At 72.5% G+C, this 16,274-nt stretch carries 17 protein-coding genes; 5 read left to right on the top strand and 12 right to left on the bottom strand.

Going from position 1 to position 16,274, the window contains the following annotated elements:
* Nucleotides 1–117: 117 nt before the first annotated feature.
* Genes ACZ5UI_RS06080 through ACZ5UI_RS06070 form a run of 3 tightly spaced genes read left to right on the top strand, consistent with a single transcriptional unit; the run spans nt 118 to nt 4,503 of the window.
* Entirely contained in the window at nt 118–2,988 is a 2,871-nt protein-coding gene (locus ACZ5UI_RS06080) for an alpha/beta fold hydrolase (protein WP_464195266.1), read from the top strand.
* Nucleotides 2,989–3,016: 28 nt separating this feature from the next.
* Nucleotides 3,017–4,045: a threonine aldolase family protein gene (locus tag ACZ5UI_RS06075; RefSeq protein WP_464195264.1), complete on the top strand. Its 1,029-nt coding sequence runs from the start codon at nt 3,017–3,019 to the stop codon at nt 4,043–4,045.
* The gene (locus ACZ5UI_RS06070; RefSeq protein WP_464195261.1) at nt 4,042–4,503 is read left to right on the top strand and encodes an SAM-dependent methyltransferase; all 462 of its coding nucleotides are present in this window, start codon (nt 4,042–4,044) and stop codon (nt 4,501–4,503) included. The genes ACZ5UI_RS06075 and ACZ5UI_RS06070 overlap by 4 nt, the downstream gene beginning before the upstream one ends.
* A gap of 94 nt (nt 4,504–4,597) precedes the next feature.
* On the opposite strand, the gene ACZ5UI_RS06065 is transcribed toward ACZ5UI_RS06070, so the two are convergent.
* Complete coding sequence (locus tag ACZ5UI_RS06065; RefSeq protein ID WP_464195259.1) at nt 4,598–6,088, bottom strand: aldehyde dehydrogenase family protein; 1,491 nt, start codon at nt 6,086–6,088, stop codon at nt 4,598–4,600.
* Nucleotides 6,089–6,240: 152 nt separating this feature from the next.
* On the opposite strand from ACZ5UI_RS06065, the gene ACZ5UI_RS06060 reads away from it, so the two are divergent.
* Nucleotides 6,241–7,743 (top strand): helix-turn-helix domain-containing protein, encoded by a 1,503-nt coding sequence (locus tag ACZ5UI_RS06060; protein ID WP_464195257.1) that lies wholly within the window; start codon nt 6,241–6,243, stop codon nt 7,741–7,743.
* Nucleotides 7,744–7,798: 55 nt separating this feature from the next.
* Here the strand turns inward: ACZ5UI_RS06060 and ACZ5UI_RS06055 are convergent, their stop codons facing one another.
* Genes ACZ5UI_RS06055 through rpsB form a run of 6 tightly spaced genes read right to left on the bottom strand, consistent with a single transcriptional unit; the run spans nt 7,799 to nt 12,491 of the window.
* Complete coding sequence (locus tag ACZ5UI_RS06055; protein ID WP_464195255.1) at nt 7,799–8,650, bottom strand: phosphatidate cytidylyltransferase; 852 nt, start codon at nt 8,648–8,650, stop codon at nt 7,799–7,801.
* Nucleotides 8,650–9,327, bottom strand: coding sequence for a polyprenyl diphosphate synthase (gene uppS, locus ACZ5UI_RS06050; protein ID WP_464195253.1), 678 nt, complete (start codon nt 9,325–9,327; stop codon nt 8,650–8,652). The genes ACZ5UI_RS06055 and uppS overlap by 1 nt, the downstream gene beginning before the upstream one ends.
* Before the next feature lie 16 nt (nt 9,328–9,343).
* Entirely contained in the window at nt 9,344–9,901 is a 558-nt protein-coding gene (gene frr / locus ACZ5UI_RS06045) for a ribosome recycling factor (protein ID WP_464197766.1), read from the bottom strand.
* 5 nt (nt 9,902–9,906) lie between these two features.
* A complete protein-coding gene (gene pyrH, locus ACZ5UI_RS06040; protein ID WP_464195251.1) occupies nt 9,907–10,572 on the bottom strand; it encodes a UMP kinase in 666 nt (221 codons plus the stop codon).
* A gap of 60 nt (nt 10,573–10,632) precedes the next feature.
* Complete coding sequence (gene tsf / locus ACZ5UI_RS06035; RefSeq protein ID WP_464195249.1) at nt 10,633–11,238, bottom strand: elongation factor Ts; 606 nt, start codon at nt 11,236–11,238, stop codon at nt 10,633–10,635.
* On the bottom strand, nt 11,235–12,491 hold the full coding sequence (gene rpsB / locus ACZ5UI_RS06030; protein WP_464195247.1) for a 30S ribosomal protein S2: 1,257 nt from the start codon (nt 12,489–12,491) through the stop codon (nt 11,235–11,237). Before rpsB ends, tsf begins: the two co-directional genes overlap by 4 nt.
* A gap of 112 nt (nt 12,492–12,603) precedes the next feature.
* On the opposite strand from rpsB, the gene ACZ5UI_RS06025 reads away from it, so the two are divergent.
* Entirely contained in the window at nt 12,604–13,326 is a 723-nt protein-coding gene (locus ACZ5UI_RS06025; protein ID WP_464195245.1) for a class I SAM-dependent methyltransferase, read from the top strand.
* Here the strand turns inward: ACZ5UI_RS06025 and ACZ5UI_RS06020 are convergent.
* The 5 genes from ACZ5UI_RS06020 to ACZ5UI_RS06000 form a co-directional block, all read right to left on the bottom strand.
* Nucleotides 13,307–14,191, bottom strand: a complete 885-nt coding sequence (locus ACZ5UI_RS06020; RefSeq protein ID WP_464195243.1) for an RluA family pseudouridine synthase — start codon at nt 14,189–14,191, stop codon at nt 13,307–13,309. The two genes, ACZ5UI_RS06025 and ACZ5UI_RS06020, sit on opposite strands and share 20 nt — an antisense overlap.
* The gene (gene lspA, locus ACZ5UI_RS06015) at nt 14,172–14,621 is read right to left on the bottom strand and encodes a signal peptidase II (RefSeq protein ID WP_464195241.1); all 450 of its coding nucleotides are present in this window, start codon (nt 14,619–14,621) and stop codon (nt 14,172–14,174) included. Before lspA ends, ACZ5UI_RS06020 begins: the two co-directional genes overlap by 20 nt.
* Entirely contained in the window at nt 14,618–14,923 is a 306-nt protein-coding gene (locus tag ACZ5UI_RS06010; RefSeq protein ID WP_464195239.1) for a YggT family protein, read from the bottom strand. The genes lspA and ACZ5UI_RS06010 overlap by 4 nt, the downstream gene beginning before the upstream one ends.
* Nucleotides 14,920–15,585, bottom strand: a complete 666-nt coding sequence (locus ACZ5UI_RS06005) for a pyrroline-5-carboxylate reductase family protein (protein ID WP_464195237.1) — start codon at nt 15,583–15,585, stop codon at nt 14,920–14,922. The genes ACZ5UI_RS06010 and ACZ5UI_RS06005 overlap by 4 nt, the downstream gene beginning before the upstream one ends.
* 89 nt (nt 15,586–15,674) lie before the next feature.
* On the bottom strand, nt 15,675–16,241 hold the full coding sequence (locus ACZ5UI_RS06000; protein WP_464195235.1) for a cell division protein SepF: 567 nt from the start codon (nt 16,239–16,241) through the stop codon (nt 15,675–15,677).
* Between the last annotated feature and the right edge of the window lie 33 nt (nt 16,242–16,274).

The raw sequence follows: 16,274 nt of genomic DNA, 5'->3' as shown, positions 1-16,274 counted from the left end.
TGCACAATGAGACACAGATTCTCAGGGTTCGGGTCACCGAAGTCCGGGGTTGGCGCGGAGCGGCCGGCGACCTAGGTTCGCCCGGTGCGGGGATTCACGACGGGACTCGTAGTGGCGGTGGCAGCGCTGGCGGGCAGCGCAAACGCGTGGGCGGGCTGGTCGTCGCCACCGGGTGACCCCGGGGAGCTGCTGCTCGGCAACGGCTCGGGCTGGAACCACCACGACCCCAGCAGCGGCGCGGTCGTCGGCGTGACGCGCCACACGAGCTTCTCCAACGTGCCGGCGCTCTCCCCCGATGGGCGCTCGTACACGCTCGTGGACACCATCCAGCGCCGCTTGTTCGTGATCAGCCCGAGCCATCCCGCCGGGCGCATGACGCTGGCCGACGTGGACTTCTCCGACCTGCCGGCCAGCGGGCGGCTGAAGCTCGACACGGTGATCGACACGAGCTTCTCCCCGGGTGGCGATCGCCTCGCCGTGGTCGGTCTGGCCGCGGGCCACTACGGGCTGTGGGTGTTCGAGCTGACCCAGCTCGACCCCACCGCGCAGGACGCCGACGACCTGCCGGCGATCCCCGCGCCGGTCCGGCTGATGGACGTCCAGGGCGGGCCGAGCGAGCGGGTCCCGACCAGCGTCGTCTGGGACCACGTCACCGACCGCCTCGTCATCACGATGATCTCCGACAGCGGGCAGAACGACGCGATCGCGTCGATCGACCCCGACGGCGGCGGGACCACCATCCTGCGCTCGGGCATCTCCTCCGCGGGGCCGGCGGCGATCGGCCCGGACGGCACGATCCACTACCAGAGCCGCCAGCTCACCTCCGAGACCAACAGCCACGGGCTGGTGATCAGCGTGGACGACGACCTGTTCACGATCCCCGGCGGCAAGATCGTCGACAACCCGACGGTCGTGCACGTGCCCAACTGCCAGCACACCGACAGCTGCAGCACCGCCGCGGTGATCGGCGCGGCGCTGCCTGGGCCCGACGGGCGCTTCCTCGTCTACCGCACGCAGTACCACGCCGACGGCACGGCGACCACGACCGTGTCGATCCGCGCCACGCCCGGCGGCCCCGTCCAGCACGAGCTCACCGCCGTTCCCGGCGCCATGGCGTTGGGGTGGCAGCGCATCGCGCCGCCGATCGTCTACCTGCCCGGCTTCCTGGGCTCCGAGGTGACCTGCGACGGCACCGGCGACGGCGGCGAGCTGTGGCCCCGGATCCCGCTGTCGCCCAACACCGAGGCGATGCGCCTGGACAGCGACGGCCTGACCAACCTGGGCCTCGACGGGTGTGACCAGGCCGGGCCGACGGAGATCCTGCGCAGCGCCGGCGGCAAGGACGTCTACGGCAGGGCGGCCGACACCCTGGAGCGGATGGCCGACACCGACGCGCACACCTACGGCTGGGACTGGCGCAAGGCGCCGTCGGCTTCGGTGGCCGAGCTGGACCTGTTCATCGACGACCTGCTGGCCGAGTCGGGCGCCTCCCAGGTGGTGATCGTCGGGCACAGCATGGGCGGGCTGCTGGCCCGCGAGTACGTCTCCGATCCCGCCCGACGCGACAAGGTCGCCCGGGTGGCCACGCTGGGCACGCCCTACTGGGGCTCGCCGAAGTCGTTCTTCCCGCTGCTGGCCGGCGTCGAGGCGCCCGGTGACGAGATCGGCATGGACCTGTTCTTCGACAACGAGGAGCTGCAGCGGTTCGCGCGCACGCTCTCGGGGCTGTTCACGCTGTTCCCGTCGGCCAGCTACGGCCCGTGGCTGTTCGACGAGGCCGGGGCACTGGACGCCGCGGGCGTGAGCTCGACGGTCGCGGCGCTGGGCGGCGTGCCGGCGCTGCTGGCGCAGGCCCAGGCCCGCCATGCGTCGACCTTCGACACCTTCGCCGGGATCGGCGACCTGCCCTGGGAGGTGATGGTCGGCGACGGCGTGCCCACCGTCCGGCGCATCACCGTGCGCGGCGCGGACGATCCGCAGGTCGAGCTGCTGCTCGCTCCGGGTGATGGCACCGTGCCCAGCCGGTCGTCGATGATCGGGACCGAGTTCGACGGCACCACCCCGGGTGCGCAGCGGCCGGTGCACCGGGTGTGCGATGTCAGCCACGTCGCGCTCGGCGGCGACCGCGGCGCCCTGCGCCGGCTGGTGCCCTACCTGACCACCGGCACGCCCGTGGATGTGGCCGACGACGTCGCCTCGTGCCCCAGCGAGGGCTGGATGGTGGAGATCGACGACATCGACGACTTCACGCCGAGCCCGCGAACGGCGAGCACCGCGCGGGCGGCCACGGCGATCACGCTCGACCAGGCCGAGGCCGACCCTGGGCTGACCGTGGTCCGGCTGGCCCACCGGGTGTTCGTGATCGTGCCCGCGTCGCGGGAGCTCGCGCTCACGCTCGACGACCCGAGCGCCCGGGTGACCGTCACGCAGATCGATGGCGAGGCGACGGGCGCCGTGACCCGCTTCCCGGCGCTGGGCCAGTCGCGCACGCTGACGCTGGGGCCGGGCGCCGAGCCGCAGATCCCCGGTCTCACGCCCGGCGGCTCGGGCGGATCGGGCGGGTCGGGTGGCTCGGGCGGGACGGGTGGCTCGGGCGGGACGGGTGGCTCGGGCGGCTCGGGCGGGACCGGTGGCTCCGGCGGCCAGGCCACGACGCCGTCGGCGGACCCGACCCCGACCCCGGCCACGCCGGCGCCGGTCCCCGCTCCGACCCCCACCGGCCCGACCACGGGCGCGCGCGACCGCACGGCGCCGCGGACCACGATCACCGTGCGACGCCTGGCCCACGGCCGCGTGCGCGTGACGCTGCGCGCCCGCGACGGCGCCGGGGGCAGCGGCGTGCGGGCGATCCGCTATCGCCTCGCCGACGGCCCCGTCCGCCGCTACCAGCACGCGTTCACGCTGCGCCGCGCGCAGCTGCCCCAGCTGCGCGTGTGGGCGACCGACCGCGCCGGCAACCGCGAGCGTCCGCGCCGGACCCGGGGGTAGCGCAGCGCCCGCGCGTAGGATCGGCGCGATGATCGACCTGCGCTCCGACACCGTCACGCGACCGTCGCCGGGGATGCGGGCGGCGATGGCCGCGGCCGAGGTCGGCGACGACCAGTTCGGCGAGGACCCGACGGTCAACGCGCTGCAGGAGCGCGTCGCGGCGCTGCTGGGCAAGCCGGCGGCGCTGTTCGTCCCCTCCGGGCACATGGCCAACCAGCTGGCCCTGAAGCTCTGCTGCCGACCGGGCGATGACGTGATCGTCGGGCGCGAGACGCATGCCGTGTGGCACGAGACCGGCGCCGGCGCCGCCAACGCGGGCGTGCAGTTCACCGAGATCGGCACCGACGGGCGCTTCACCGTGGGCGAGCTGGACGCGGCGATCCGTCCGCGCGGCCACCTGCTGCAGCCGCCGACGACGCTGATCGAGGTCGAGGACACCCAGAACCGGATGGGCGGGCTGGTGTGGGACGTGGCGGTGCTCGAGCGCGTCGGCGACACCGCGCGCGAGCACGGGATCGACTCCTACCTGGACGGCGCCCGGCTGCTCAACGCGGCCGTCGCCCGTGGCGATGATCCGGCCGCGCTGGCCGCCCCGTTCACGCTCGTGTCGCTGGCCCTGTCCAAGGGTCTGGGCTGCCCGGTCGGCTCGCTGCTGGCCGGCTCGCGCGAGCACATCGACGCGCTCGTGCGCTACCGGCGGATGCTCGGCGGGGCGCTGCGCCAGTCCGGCATCCTCGCGGCGGCCGGGCTGTACGCGCTGGACCACAACGTCGACCGCCTGACCGACGACCACGCCAACGCGGCGCTGATCGCCCGGCGGGTGGCGGCGCTGGATCAGGTCGACCTCGATCCCGCCACCGTGGAGACGAACATCGTCGTGATCCGCCTGCGCGACGGCGGGCCCGATGCCGCGACCGTCGTGCAGCGGGCGGCCGCCGACGGCGTCGCGGTGATGGCCTTCGCGGCGCGCACCGTGCGAGCCGTCACGCACATGGACGTCGACCGCGCCGACTGCGAGCGCGCCGCGGACGTGCTGGCCCAGGCGATCACCGGATGAGCGGCTTCGCCGTCGAGCCCATCGCCCGGGTGCTGGGCGGGCGCGAGGAGGTGCGCGACGACGACTGGGGCGCCGAGCGGGCGATCATCCGCCTGCACGCGCGCTTCGGTCCGGACGCCGTCGCCGGCCTGGCCGAGTTCTCCCACCTCGAGGTCGTCTACCTGTTCGACCGCGTCGATCCCGCGGAGGTCGAGACCGGCGCCCGCCACCCGCGCGGCAACGAGGACTGGCCGCGGGTGGGGATCTACGCGCAGCGCGCCAAGGACCGGCCCAACCGCCTCGGCGTCTCGCGCTGCACGCTGTTGCGCGTCGACGGCCGCGACCTGCACGTCCAGGGCCTCGACGCGATCGCCGGGACGCCCATCCTCGACATCAAGCCGTGGATGGACGAGTTCGGCCCCACCGGCGCCACCCATCAGCCCGCGTGGTCGCGCGAGCTGATGGACGGCTACTGGTGAGCGCTAGCGGCGTGGCGTCCGCCCCAGCGGCCGCGGAAACACGGTCGTTGTCGGCCTGGCGTCGCATGGCGACGCAGACCTGACAACGGCGTCGTTACAGCTGGGCGATGACCGTCTTGGTCTCGAGGTAGTTGTTGAGCACCTCGGCGCCCATCTCGCGTCCCCAGCCCGACTGCTTGTAGCCGCCGAAGGGCAGCTCGGCGCTGAACACGTGGTACGTGTTCAGGTGCACGGTGCCCGCCTGGATGCGCTTGGCCAGCTTGTGCGCGGTGGAGATGTCGCGCGTCCACACGCCGGCGGCCAGGCCGTACTCGCTGTCGTTGGCCTTGTTGGCCAGGTCGTCGATGTTGTCGAACGGCAGCGCGGCGATGACCGGGCCGAAGATCTCCTGGTCGACGACGTCGTGGCCGTGCTCGGCGCCGACGAGCACCGTGGGCTCGACGAAGTAGCCCGGGCCGTCGATCGCGCTGCCGCCCGTCGTCGCCCGTGCGCCCTGCTCGACGCCGCGGTTGAGGTAGTGCGTCACGCGGTCGAACTGCTCGGAGGAGACGAGCGGGCCCATCTCCGTGTCGGCGTCCAAGCCGCGGCCGACCTTGATCGCCTTGGCCGCGTTGGACACGCCCTCGACCACGCGGTCGAAGTGCTCGTTGTGCACGTACAGGCGCGAGCCCGCGCTGCACACCTCGCCCTGGTTGAAGAAGATCCCCGACGCGGCGCCCGCGATCGCGGCATCGACGTCGGCGTCCTCGAAGATGATGTTCGGGGACTTGCCGCCGAGCTCCAGCGAGACCTTCTTCAGGTTGCCCGATGCGGCCTGGACGATCGACTTGCCGACCTCGGTGGAGCCGGTGAAGGCGACCTTGTCGACGCCCTTGTGCGCGGCCAGCGCGGCACCCGGCTCGCCGAAGCCCGTGACGACGTTCAGGACGCCGTCGGGGACGCCCGCCTCGGAGATGAGCTCGGCCAGGCGCAGCGCGCTCAGCGGGGTCTGCTCGGCCGGCTTGAGCACGACCGTGCAGCCGGTGGCCAGCGCCGGCCCGAGCTTCCACGCCGCCATCAGCAGCGGGAAGTTCCACGGGATGATCTGGCCGACGACGCCGACCGGCTCGCGCAGCGTGTACGCGTGGAACTCGGCGCCCGGCATGTAGGGCACCGAAGGGTTGATCGTCCCGCCGTTCAGGCGCGTCGAGGCGCCGGCCATGTACCAGAACAGGTCGGCGGCCAGCGCGCAGTCGGCGGCCTTGGCCACGCCCACCGGCTTGCCGTTGTCGAGCGAGTCCAGCTCGGCCAGCTCGTCGGCGTTGGCCTCGATCAGGTCGCCGATGCGGTGCAGGATCCGGCCGCGCTCGGACGGGTTCAGCCTGCTCCACGGGCCGTCGAACGCGCGGCGCGCGGCGGCCACGGCACGGTCGATGTCCTCGGCCTCCCCGCGCGCGACCTCGGCGAGCACCTCGCCGGTGGCCGGATCGAGGGTCTCGAACGTCTCGCCGGCGGCGGCGTCGACGAACTGCCCGTCGATGAACAGCTGGCGCGGTGCGCCGTCGAAGAACTGTGCACGGGTGGTGCCTTGGACCTCGGTGGCCATGCCGGAACCTCTCCTCTTCGTTTGCGATGCCCGTCGTGGGACCTCAGAGCCGAGTGTGCGAGCAACGGGGTTGCAGCGGGGTTGCATTGGCGTTGCGGACGAGCATCGCGATCCCTAGCCTGCAGGGCAGTCGGCAAAGGAGAGCAGACAGGGTGGCCAGTCCGTGGGTCGCCATCGATTCGACGACCGATCGTCACGAGCGAGCGCGCAGCCTCGCCGTGGCCCGCGAGTCCGTGCTCGCCGGCGCCGCTCCCAGCGGCGTGGTCCGGGACGTCATCGGCGACTCCTGGGAGCGCTGTCGCGACGCGGGTGTCGACGCCGACGGCGCGATGGCCCCGGTGCCGGTGGCCGAGGACGACGCGCGCGCCCGCTGGGAGGCGCACCCGCTGGCCGCCGCGGTTCCCGCCGTCCGCGAGCTGCTGGGGGACGTCGGAAACGCGGCCCATCAGGTGCTGCTGTTCTGCGACGCCGACGGCACGCTGCTGTGGATCGAAGGCGAGCACACCGTGCTCAGCCGCGCGCGTGAGGCGCACCTGCGTCCCGGCGCGGTGTGGAGCGAGAACGTCGCGGGCACGAACGCCATGGGCACCGCCCTGGCCACCGGACACCCGGTGCAGGTCTTCTCGGCCGAGCACTACGCGCGCCCGGTGCACGACTGGACCTGCAGCGCCGCGCCGGTGCACGACCCCGACAGCGGTCAGGCCGTCGGCGTGCTCGATCTGTCGGGCGCGCTGGACACCGCCCATCCGCATTCGCTCGCCGTGGTCAGCGCGGCCGCGCGGATCGTCGAACAGGAGCTGCGCCGCGCCGCCGACGAGGCCGCCGCGCAGCTGGTCGACGCGTTCGGCGACCGGATCGGACACGGCCCGTCGCACCCGCACGCGCTGACCACCGTGACCGGGCGCGTCCTGCTCTCCGCGCGCGACGGCCTCACCGGTCGCCGCATCGCGCTCCCCCCCGAGGGCGGCGTGATCGCGCTGCCCGGCGGCGGCGCCGCGCTGGCCGAGCCGCTCCCCGGCGGTCGCGGCTTCCTGCTGTGGTCGGTCAGCGCGCGCGAGGCCTCCGCCGAGCCGGCCGCGACCGCCACGCTGGAGATCCTCGGTCGTGATCGGGCCCGCCTGACCGTCGGCGGGCAGACCCACACGCTGTCGCCGCGCCACAGCGAGCTGCTGCTGCTCATGAGCCTGCGCCCGAGCGGCTGGCGCGCCGAGCAGCTGGCCGCCGAGCTGCTGGGCGACTTCGGCAAGCCCGTCTCCATCCGCGCCGAGCTGTCGCGCCTGCGCCGCATCCTCGGGCCGCTGCTGCTGGCCCAGCCCTACCGCCTGTCCGGGCCGCTGTCCACCGACGTCGCCGTCGTCGAGGCGCTCCTGGCCGCGGGCGACGTCCCGGCCGCGCTGGAGCGCTTCTCGGCCGGCGAGCTGCTGCCCGGCTCCGACGCGCCGACGATCGCCGAGGCACGCTTCCGCCTGACGATGAGCGTGCGCGAGGCGGTCATCGCCGCCGCCGACCCGGAGCTGCTGCGCGGCTGGCTTCAGCTCCCCGCGGGCGACGACGACGCCCAGGCCTGCCGCGCCCTGATGGCGCTCTGCCCGCCGGCGGATCCCCGCCACGCGCTGGCCGCGGGCCGGCTGCGCCGGCTGGCCGGCGCGCGCTGAGGCTTCGCGGGCTCGGGCGAACGACCTCGATGATGCCGTTTGCCCCGCGCCACGCTCACGCGAGCATCGCGTTCCACACGTAGTAGCCCGCGACGGCCGCGAACAGCACCGCGTCCAACCGGTCCAGCGCGCCACCGTGGGCGCCGAACAGGGTGCCCGAGTCCTTCACGCCCGCGTCGCGCTTGACGTAGGACTCGAACAGGTCGCCCAGCGGGGCGACGAGCGCGACGGCGAGGCCGAGCAGCAGCGCCTGCGGGCCGGTCAGCCAGTCCTGGTACAGGCCGGCGAACCACACGCCGGCCACGGCGGCGATGACGCCGATGGCCCACCCTTCGACGGTCTTGTTGGGCGAGATGCGCGGGGCCAGCGGGCGGCGACCGATGGCCCGGCCGCCCAGGTAGGCGCCGGTGTCACCGACGAAGGTGCCGACGAGCACGTCGATGACGATCGCGTCGCCGTGGGGCAGGTCGCGCAGCATCACCGCATGGGCCAGCGGGACGCCGATCCACACCAGGCCGAGCACGGTCACGCTGAGGCCGGGCGCGCCCATCTTCGGCTGCGACGTGCCCAGCAGGAAGATCACCGGGACCGACGCGGCCAGCGCCATCAGCACCGACTGCGGGCCGCCCAGCTGCGCGGCGACCAGCATCCCCGCCAGCCCCAGGAACCCGGCCAGGCGGACCGGATGCCCGTGGCGGAGCATCGTGAACAGCTCGCCCAAGCAGGCGATGCCCAGCACGATCAGCGCGATCGCGAAGATCCAGCCGCCCCGGTAGACGATGAAGATGGCGAAGGCGATCGCCGGGATCGCGACCAGCACCCGCGCGCCGAGCTCACCGCCGGTGTTGCGCCGCCGGGCGGACGCGGCGCGGCGTCGGGACGGCGGGGGGCGGCGAGGGATCGGCATCAGCGGCCGCCGAAGCGCCGCTTGCGCGCCGCGAACTCCTCCAACGAGGCCTCAAAGGCGGCCCGATCGAAGTCGGGCCACAGCTCGTCGCGGAAGACGAGTTCGGAATAGGCGGACTGCCACATGAGGAAGTTGCTCAGGCGCACCTCCCCGCTGGTGCGGATCACCAGGTCGGGGTCGTGCATCTCCGGGGCGTACAGCAGCTTCGCGAAGTCCTCCTCGGTCCCTCCCTCGAAGCGCGCCGCCGCGTCGACGATCTCCGCCCGTCCGCCGTAGTTGAAGGCGATGAACAGGGTGATGCGGTCGTTGTCGGCGGTCAGCGCCTCGGCCGCGTCCATGCGCTCGATCAGCGCCGGCGAGATGCGCTCGCGGCGCCCGACGAAGCGCATGCGCACCCCCTCGGCGTGCAGCTCGGGCGTCTCCACGTCCAGGCGCTGGGCGAACATGGCCATCAGCCCGGTCACCTCCTCCTCGGAGCGCGACCAGTTCTCCGTGGAGAACGAGTAGACGGTCAGCTCGCGCACGCCCAGCTCGACGGCGTCGCGCAGGCGCGCCTTGACGACGTCGGCGCCGGCCTGATGGCCGGCCAGGACGGGCTGGTCGCGGGCCTGGGCCCAGCGACCGTTTCCGTCGGTGATGATGGCGACGTAGCGCGCCCGGGCAGGCGGCTCTGACATCACGAGGGCCGGACCCTCAGACCTCGAGGATGTCCGCTTCCTTGGCCTTCAGCACGTCGTCGAGCTCGGCGATGCGGCCGTCGGTCAGCTTCTGCAGCTCGGCCTCGGCCCGGTGCTCCTCGTCGGAACCGACGTCGCCCCCGTCCTTGAGCTCGCGCAGGTCCTGCATCACGTCGCGGCGCACGTTGCGGATCTTGATCCGCCCCTCCTCGGCGATGCCGCGCACGACCTTGACCAGGTCCTTGCGGCGATCCTCGGTCAGCTCGGGCAGCACCAGGCGCACGACGTTGCCGTCGTTGGACGGGTTCAGGCCGATGTCCGACTCGTTGATCGACTTCTCGATCGCCTTGATCGAGGTCTTGTCGTACGGCGTGACCGTGATCAGCCGCGGCTCCGGAGCGCTGACCGTGGCCAGCTGCTTGAGCGGGGTCTGCGACCCGTAGTACTCGACCGTGATGCGGTCCAGCAGCGTCGGGTTCGCCCGCCCCGTGCGCACCGAGGTGAAATCGTGCTTGGTCCCCTCGACCGACTTGGACATGCGGTCGGCCGCGTCGGCCAGAAGTTCGTCGATCAGCTCACTCATGTCTTCACCAGAGTCCCCACGCGCTCGCCGGACACTATCCGGTCGATATTGCGCTCGTCGTCCATGTTGAACACGTAGATGGGCAGCTTGTTCTCGGCGCACAGCGTCAGCGCCGTGGCGTCCATCACGCGCAGGCCGCGGCTGACCGCGTCCATGTGCGTGATCTCCGGGATGAACTCCGCGCTGGGATCGGTGTTCGGGTCGGCCGTGTAGACGCCCTCCACCCCGTTCTTGGCCATCAGGATCGCCTCGGCGTGCATCTCGATCGCCCGCAGCGCGGCGGCGGTGTCCGTCGTGAAGAACGGATTGCCGGTGCCCGCGGCGAAGATCACCACGCGGTGCTTCTCCAGGTGGCGCATGGCGCGGCGCCGGATGTACGGCTCGGCCACCTCCTGGATGACGATCGCCGATTGCACCCGCGTGTGGACGCCCTCCTTCTCCAGCGCGTCCTGCAACGCCAGCGCGTTCAGCACGGTGGCCAGCATGCCCATGTAGTCGGCGGTCGCGCGATCCATGCCCGCCGCCGCTCCCTTCATCCCGCGATAGATGTTGCCGGCGCCGACGACGATCGCCAGCTCGACCCCGCGCGCGTGGATGCGCGCGACCTGCTGCGCGACGTCACGCAGACGCGCAGGGTCGGTGCCGTAGTCGAGGGAGCCCATCAAGGCCTCCCCCGACAGCTTCAGCAGAATCCGGCGAAAAGCGGGTGCTTCCTCGCTCACTTACGCGCCGACGGCGAAGCGCGCGAAGCGCCGGATCTGGACGTTCTCGCCGGTCTTGGCGCGGACCTCGTCGAGGATCTGGCCGACGGTCTTGCCGTCGTACTTGTCCCCGTTGACGTGGGGCTGGTTGAGCAGCACGACGGTCTCGTACCACTTGCGCAGCTTGCCCTCGGCGATCTTGGCCCGCACGTTCTCGGGCTTGTCGGCCGCCTCCTGCTCGAAGATGCGCAGCTCGGAGGCCTTGCGCTCCTCGTCGACCTCGTCCTCGGTCACCCATTCGGGCGCCGCGGCGGCGATGTGCAGCGCGATGTCCTTGGCGAACGCGATCAGGTCGTCGTTGCGGGCGACGAAGTCCGTCTCCGTGTCGACCTCGATGAGCACGCCCACCTTGCCGTTGGAGTGGATGTAGGTCTGGATCGTGCCCTCGGTGGCGAGACGCTCACCGCGGTCCTCGATGCGCTTGCCCTGCTTGACGCGCAGGATCTCGATCGCCTTGTCGACGTCGCCACCGGATTCGGTGAGCGCCTTCTTGCAATCCATCATCCCCGCGCCGGTGCGGTCGCGCAGGGCCTTGACGTCCTTTGCGCTGATGGTGATGTCGGTCACTTGCTGGCTTCCTCGGTGGTCTCGGCGGGCGTCTCAGCGGGCGCGTCGGCCGGGGCCTCGGCGACGGGGCCGCCGTTGCCGTTGCCGTTGGTCGGCTCCTCGACGGCGGCTGCGGAAGCGGCGGACGCCGCCTCCTCCTTCGCCTCGGCGGCCGCGGCGGCCTCCTGGACGTCCTCGTTGGTGATGGGCTCGCCGGCCTCGGCGACCGGAGCCGGCTTGGGGTCGCGCGCCTTGCGCGGGCCACCGGCCTTGCGAGCGGTCTGGGCCTTCTCGCGGTCGGCCTCCTGGGTCACGACCGGGTCGGGCTGCTGGCGGTGCTCGGCCGCGGGCGCGGCCTCAGCGGCCGCCGGGGCGGGCGTCGACTCGGCGGGCACGGCGTTGGGGTGGGCCTGCTGCTCGGCGGCAGCCTGCGCGGCCGCCTCGCGGGCGGCCAGCTCGGCCTGACGCAGCGCGGCCTGCTCGGCCTCGCGCTTGGCGCGCTCCTCGGCCTCGCGCGCGGCGCGCTCCTCGGCCTCCTTGCGGGCCTTCTCCTCGGCCTCCTTGCGGGCCTTCTCCTCCTCGGCGCGGAAGATCGCGTGCGCCGAGCCGGCGACCTCACCGATCGCGCGGGTGATGAGCCCGCACGACTTGATGCCGTCGTCGTTGCCCGGGATGACGTACTCGATGCCGTCCGGGTCGCAGTTGGTGTCGACCAGGCCGATGATCGGGATGCGCAGGCGCTGGGCCTCCTTGACCGCGATCGCCTCGTTGTTGAGGTCGACCACGAACATCGCGTCCGGCGGGCGCTGCATGTGCTTGACGCCGCCCAGGTTCGCGCGCAGCTTGGCCAGGTCGGCGACCGCCGACAGGCGCTCGCGCGTCGGCAGCAGCGCCAGCTGACCCTCGCGCTCGTAGCGCTCGAGGTCGTGCAGGCGCTTGATGCGCAGCGAGATCGTCTGGAAGTTCGTGAGCAGACCGCCCAGCCAACGCTGGTTGACGTACGGCATGCCCGCCGCCTCGGCGGTCTCCTTGATGGAGTCGCGGGCCTGCTTCTTCGTGCCGACGAACAGCACGGTGCCGCCGCGGGCACCGACCCGGCCGGCGAACTCCTGAGCGTTGCTCAGCAGCTGCTCGGTCTTGAGCAGGTCGATGATGTAGATGCCGTCGTTCTCACCGTGGATGAAACGACGCATCTTGGGGTTCCAGCGACGCGTCTGGTGGCCGAAGTGGACGCCGGCCTCCAGCAGCTCGCGAATGCCGACAGTCTCGGCCATGGAGCTACTCCTTCTATGTGTTCGACTTGCCCTCTGCGGCCACTGCTCACGTTCAGGCACGCGGGCAGGGGATTCGGCCACAGAGCGGCCTGATTGCCCTTAGTGTAGCCCCATGCATCCGAAGACGGCCGCCTTCGCGGATGTCGCCGACGCCTACGAGCGCGGCCGCCCGGGCTACCCCCAGGAGATCGTCACGCTGCTGGAGCTCGGACCGGGCCTGGCGGTCGCCGACGTCGGTGCCGGCACCGGCAAGCTGACGCGCATCCTCGTGGCCTCCGGGGCCGACGTCACCGCGATCGAGCCGCTCCCGCGCCTGCGCGAGCGCATCCGCGGCGCCACGGTGCTCGACGGCGTCGCCGAGCAGCTCCCGCTGGCCGACGCCTCGGTCGACGTGGCCACCGTCGGCGAGGCCTGGCACTGGTTCGATCACGCGGCCGCGGCCGACGAGCTGGCGCGCGTCGTGCGCCCCGGCGGTCACGTCGCGCTGGTCTGGCAGCGCCCGGATCCGCAGGGCCGGCCGGCCTGGATGGAGAAGACGTGGGAGATCGTCCGCGTGCACCGCGGCAACCACCCCGCGTTCGGGGACGACGAGGCGGGCCGGCCGATCCTCGACGCGCATCCGGCCTTCGACGGGTTGGTGCTGCACGAGCTGTCGCACCTGCACCGCACCGACCACGACGGCGTGGTGGCCGAGGCGGCCTCGATCTCCTACGTCGCCGCGATGGACGCCCACGACCGCGCGACGCTGCTGGCCCGCCTGGCCGCCGTGGTGCCCCAGGGCTCGTTCGCCGTGCCCTACCTGACCGACGTGTACGTCACGCGCCGGCGCGGCTGAGCGCGTCCTGCAGGTCCGCCGGCAGCGGGGAGCTGACCTCCACGCGCCGGCCGTCCTGGGGATGGTCGAAGGCCAGCCGGGCGGCGTGCAGGAACTGGCGCTCGAGGCCGAACGTCCCGGCCGTGCCGTACAGCGGGTCGCCGACGACCGGGTGGCCGATGGCCTGCAGGTGCACGCGGATCTGGTGCGTGCGCCCCGTCTCCAGCCGCACGCGCAGCAGCGTCGCGGCGGGCAGCTGCTCGACGATCTCGAAGTGGGTGACCGCCTCGCGCGGCGCGTCGGTGTCGGTCGAATGGCGCGTGCGGTCGCGGCGGTCGCGGCCGATCGGCGCGTCGATCGTGCCGGTGCGCGCCGGGGGGCGGCCGTCGACCAGCGCCAGGTACTCACGCTCGACGCGGCGCTCGCGCAGCTCCTCCTGCAGCGCGCGCAGGACGGGCTCGGACTTGGCCGCCAGCAGCAGCCCGCTGGTGTCGCGATCGAGGCGATGGACGATGCCGCCGCGGTCGACCGCGATGCCCCGCGCGGCCAGCGCCTGCGACAGCGTGCCGCTCCAGTGCCCGGCGGCCGGGTGGACCACGAGGCCCGCGGGCTTGTCGACGACCAGCAGCGTGTCGTCCTCGTAGGCCAGCTCGAACGGGATCGCCGGGACGCCCGCGTCGATGTCCGGCGCGTCGCGCGCGGCCTCTTCCTGGACCTCGATCACCTCGCCGGCCGCGACCACGTGGCGCTTGGGCCGCGCGGCGCCGTCGACGGTGACCAGGCCCGCGTCGATCAGACGCTGGGCGCGCGAGCGCGAGCCGAGCGGCTCGGCCAGCACGTGGTCGAGTCGCTGGCCCGCTTCCTCGTCACGAATCGTTCTTCTCATCGAGCACGAAGATCAGCGAGATCACGCCCAGGGTGACCGCGATGTCGGCGACGTTGAACTGGGGCCAGTGCGGGAACTTGATGAAGTCGGTGACCGAGCCCTCGGCGACACGGTCGATCACGTTGCCCAGCGCGCCGCCGAGCAGCAGGCCGGTGGGCAGCCAGGCCCACGGCCGCGTGGCGTTGCGGGCGAAGACCACGAGGATCCCGGCCAGCGCGACGAAGACCAGCACCTGCACCAGCCAGGAGCCGCCCAGCGCGCCGAACGCGATCCCGTCGTTGCGCGTGTTGACCAGGTCCAGGAACGAGAAGATCTCGACGCGCTCGCCCGGGGTGATCGACGAGCGGACGAGCGCCTTGGAGACCTGGTCGACGACCAGCACACCGGCGACGACGAGCAGAGCCCGCGTCCATGCGGCGCGTTTGCTCACCCGTCGATCAGGCCGACGACGATGACCGCGACGATCCGCAGCAGGATGAGCGCGACGATCGGGCTGAAGTCGAACGGGCCGAAGCTGGGCAGGATCTTGCGGATCGGCGCCAGCAGCGGCTCGCAGATGTCGCGCAGGAACTCGAAGATGATCGTCAGCCAGCGCCAGTAGGGCACGCGGAAGAACGCGTAGACCATCGACAGGATGATGTACGCGAACAGCAGCAGCGTGTAGACGTTGAACAGCGCCGCGACGTAGTCGGCCACGTCATGGCGGTCGATCGCGGCGAGCACGGCGGTCATGGCCCGAGCACCGCCCGCGCGGCCTCGTCGAAGGCGGTGCGCACGCCGTGGCGCTCCAGCGCGGCCAGGCCGCGCGCGGTCGAGCCGCCGGGCGAGGTGACCTCGCGACGCACGGCCAGGGTGTCGCCGCCGCGGGCCTGCAGCAGCTCGGCGCTCCCGGCCAGCGTGGCCAGGAACATGTCGGTGGCCACGTCGGCCTTCAGCCCGCTGCGCACGGCGGCGTCGATCGCCGCTTCGGCGACCAGGGCGATGTAGGCCGGCATCACGCTCATCGTCGACGCCGCGACGGCCAGCTGGCTCTCGGGCAGGACGAACACGCGGCCGACGCGCTCGAACAGCGGCACCGCGAACTCGCCTCCGGCCGCGATGCAGGTGACGCCCTGGCCGATCGCCACCGGCGTGTTGGGGATCGCGCTGGCCACCTCGGAGTCCGGGTAGGCGGCGTGCAGCTGGGCCAGCGAGGTGCCGCCCAGGACCGAGATGACCGTCTTGCCCGCGCCGTCGACCTGCTCGGCCACCTGGGTCAGCTGGTAGGGCTTGTGGCCCAGCACGATCGTGTCGCAGCGGCGGAACAGCTCGGCGTTGTCGGTGCCCAGCGACTCGCCGCCGAGCGCGTCGACCAGCGCCTGTGAGCGCCCGGACCCGCCATCGGTGGCGAGCACGGGCTCACCCCAGCCGCGAGCGAGCGCACCCGCCATGTTTCCAGCCCCGACGATTCCGATCATCCGGCGCCGAGTCTACGAGGCACGCCTCAGGACTGGTTGAAGAAGCCCTTCTCGATCAACCGCGCGCGCTCCTCGGCGGAGATCTCCACGTTGCGCGGGGTGAGCATGAAGACCTTGTCGGCGATCCGCTGCATCCCGCCGTCCAGCGCGTAGGTCAGGCCGGAGGCGAAGTCGATCAGGCGCTTGGACAGGTCGACGTCGACGCCCTGGAGGTTGAGGATCACCGGGATCGAGTCCTTGAACTTGTCGGCGACCTGCTGGGCGTCGTTGAACGACTTGGGCACGACCAGGTGGACGCGGACGTCGTTGGAGCGACCGTTGCCGGGGCGCGAGCCGCCGACGGGGCGCAGCACGGTCGTGGGCCGGCCGGCGGGCTCGTCGTCGGCGAAGATGTCGTCGAACTCGTCGCGGCGGCGACGGGTGGGCAGGCGCCGGACGCTGGGCCGCTCGCGGTAGCGGTCCTCCATCTCGCCCTCCGCCTCGCGCTCGACCGGTTCGTCATCCACGTAGTCGCGCTCGGCGCGGCCACCCTCGCGCTCCTCGGCGAGGCCGAAGTAGACGAGCGCGCTATGCCAGGAGTCTCGGAAGGCCATACGGGTTGCCCCTTTCGGGGACGCAGGGGAAAT

It is taken from the genome of Conexibacter sp. JCM 18997 (assembly GCF_055391915.1).
The sequence above is the reverse complement of the archived record's forward strand: the minus strand, read 5'-3'. Positions and strand labels throughout refer to the sequence as shown.

Excerpts from the sequence above, each read along its gene's own strand:
- ACZ5UI_RS06075 (WP_464195264.1), top strand. The coding sequence starts at position 3,017 with ATGATCGACCTGCGCTCCGACACCGTCACGCGACCGTCGCCGGGGATG.
- ACZ5UI_RS06070 (WP_464195261.1), top strand. The coding sequence starts at position 4,042 with ATGAGCGGCTTCGCCGTCGAGCCCATCGCCCGGGTGCTGGGCGGGCGC.
- ACZ5UI_RS06065 (WP_464195259.1), bottom strand. The coding sequence starts at position 6,088 with ATGGCCACCGAGGTCCAAGGCACCACCCGTGCACAGTTCTTCGACGGC.
- ACZ5UI_RS06055 (WP_464195255.1), bottom strand. The coding sequence starts at position 8,650 with ATGCCGATCCCTCGCCGCCCCCCGCCGTCCCGACGCCGCGCCGCGTCC.
- uppS (WP_464195253.1), bottom strand. The coding sequence starts at position 9,327 with ATGTCAGAGCCGCCTGCCCGGGCGCGCTACGTCGCCATCATCACCGAC.
- pyrH (WP_464195251.1), bottom strand. The coding sequence starts at position 10,572 with ATGGGCTCCCTCGACTACGGCACCGACCCTGCGCGTCTGCGTGACGTC.
- rpsB (WP_464195247.1), bottom strand. The coding sequence starts at position 12,491 with ATGGCCGAGACTGTCGGCATTCGCGAGCTGCTGGAGGCCGGCGTCCAC.
- ACZ5UI_RS06025 (WP_464195245.1), top strand. The coding sequence starts at position 12,604 with ATGCATCCGAAGACGGCCGCCTTCGCGGATGTCGCCGACGCCTACGAG.
- ACZ5UI_RS06020 (WP_464195243.1), bottom strand. The coding sequence starts at position 14,191 with ATGAGAAGAACGATTCGTGACGAGGAAGCGGGCCAGCGACTCGACCAC.
- ACZ5UI_RS06010 (WP_464195239.1), bottom strand. The coding sequence starts at position 14,923 with ATGACCGCCGTGCTCGCCGCGATCGACCGCCATGACGTGGCCGACTAC.
- ACZ5UI_RS06000 (WP_464195235.1), bottom strand. The coding sequence starts at position 16,241 with ATGGCCTTCCGAGACTCCTGGCATAGCGCGCTCGTCTACTTCGGCCTC.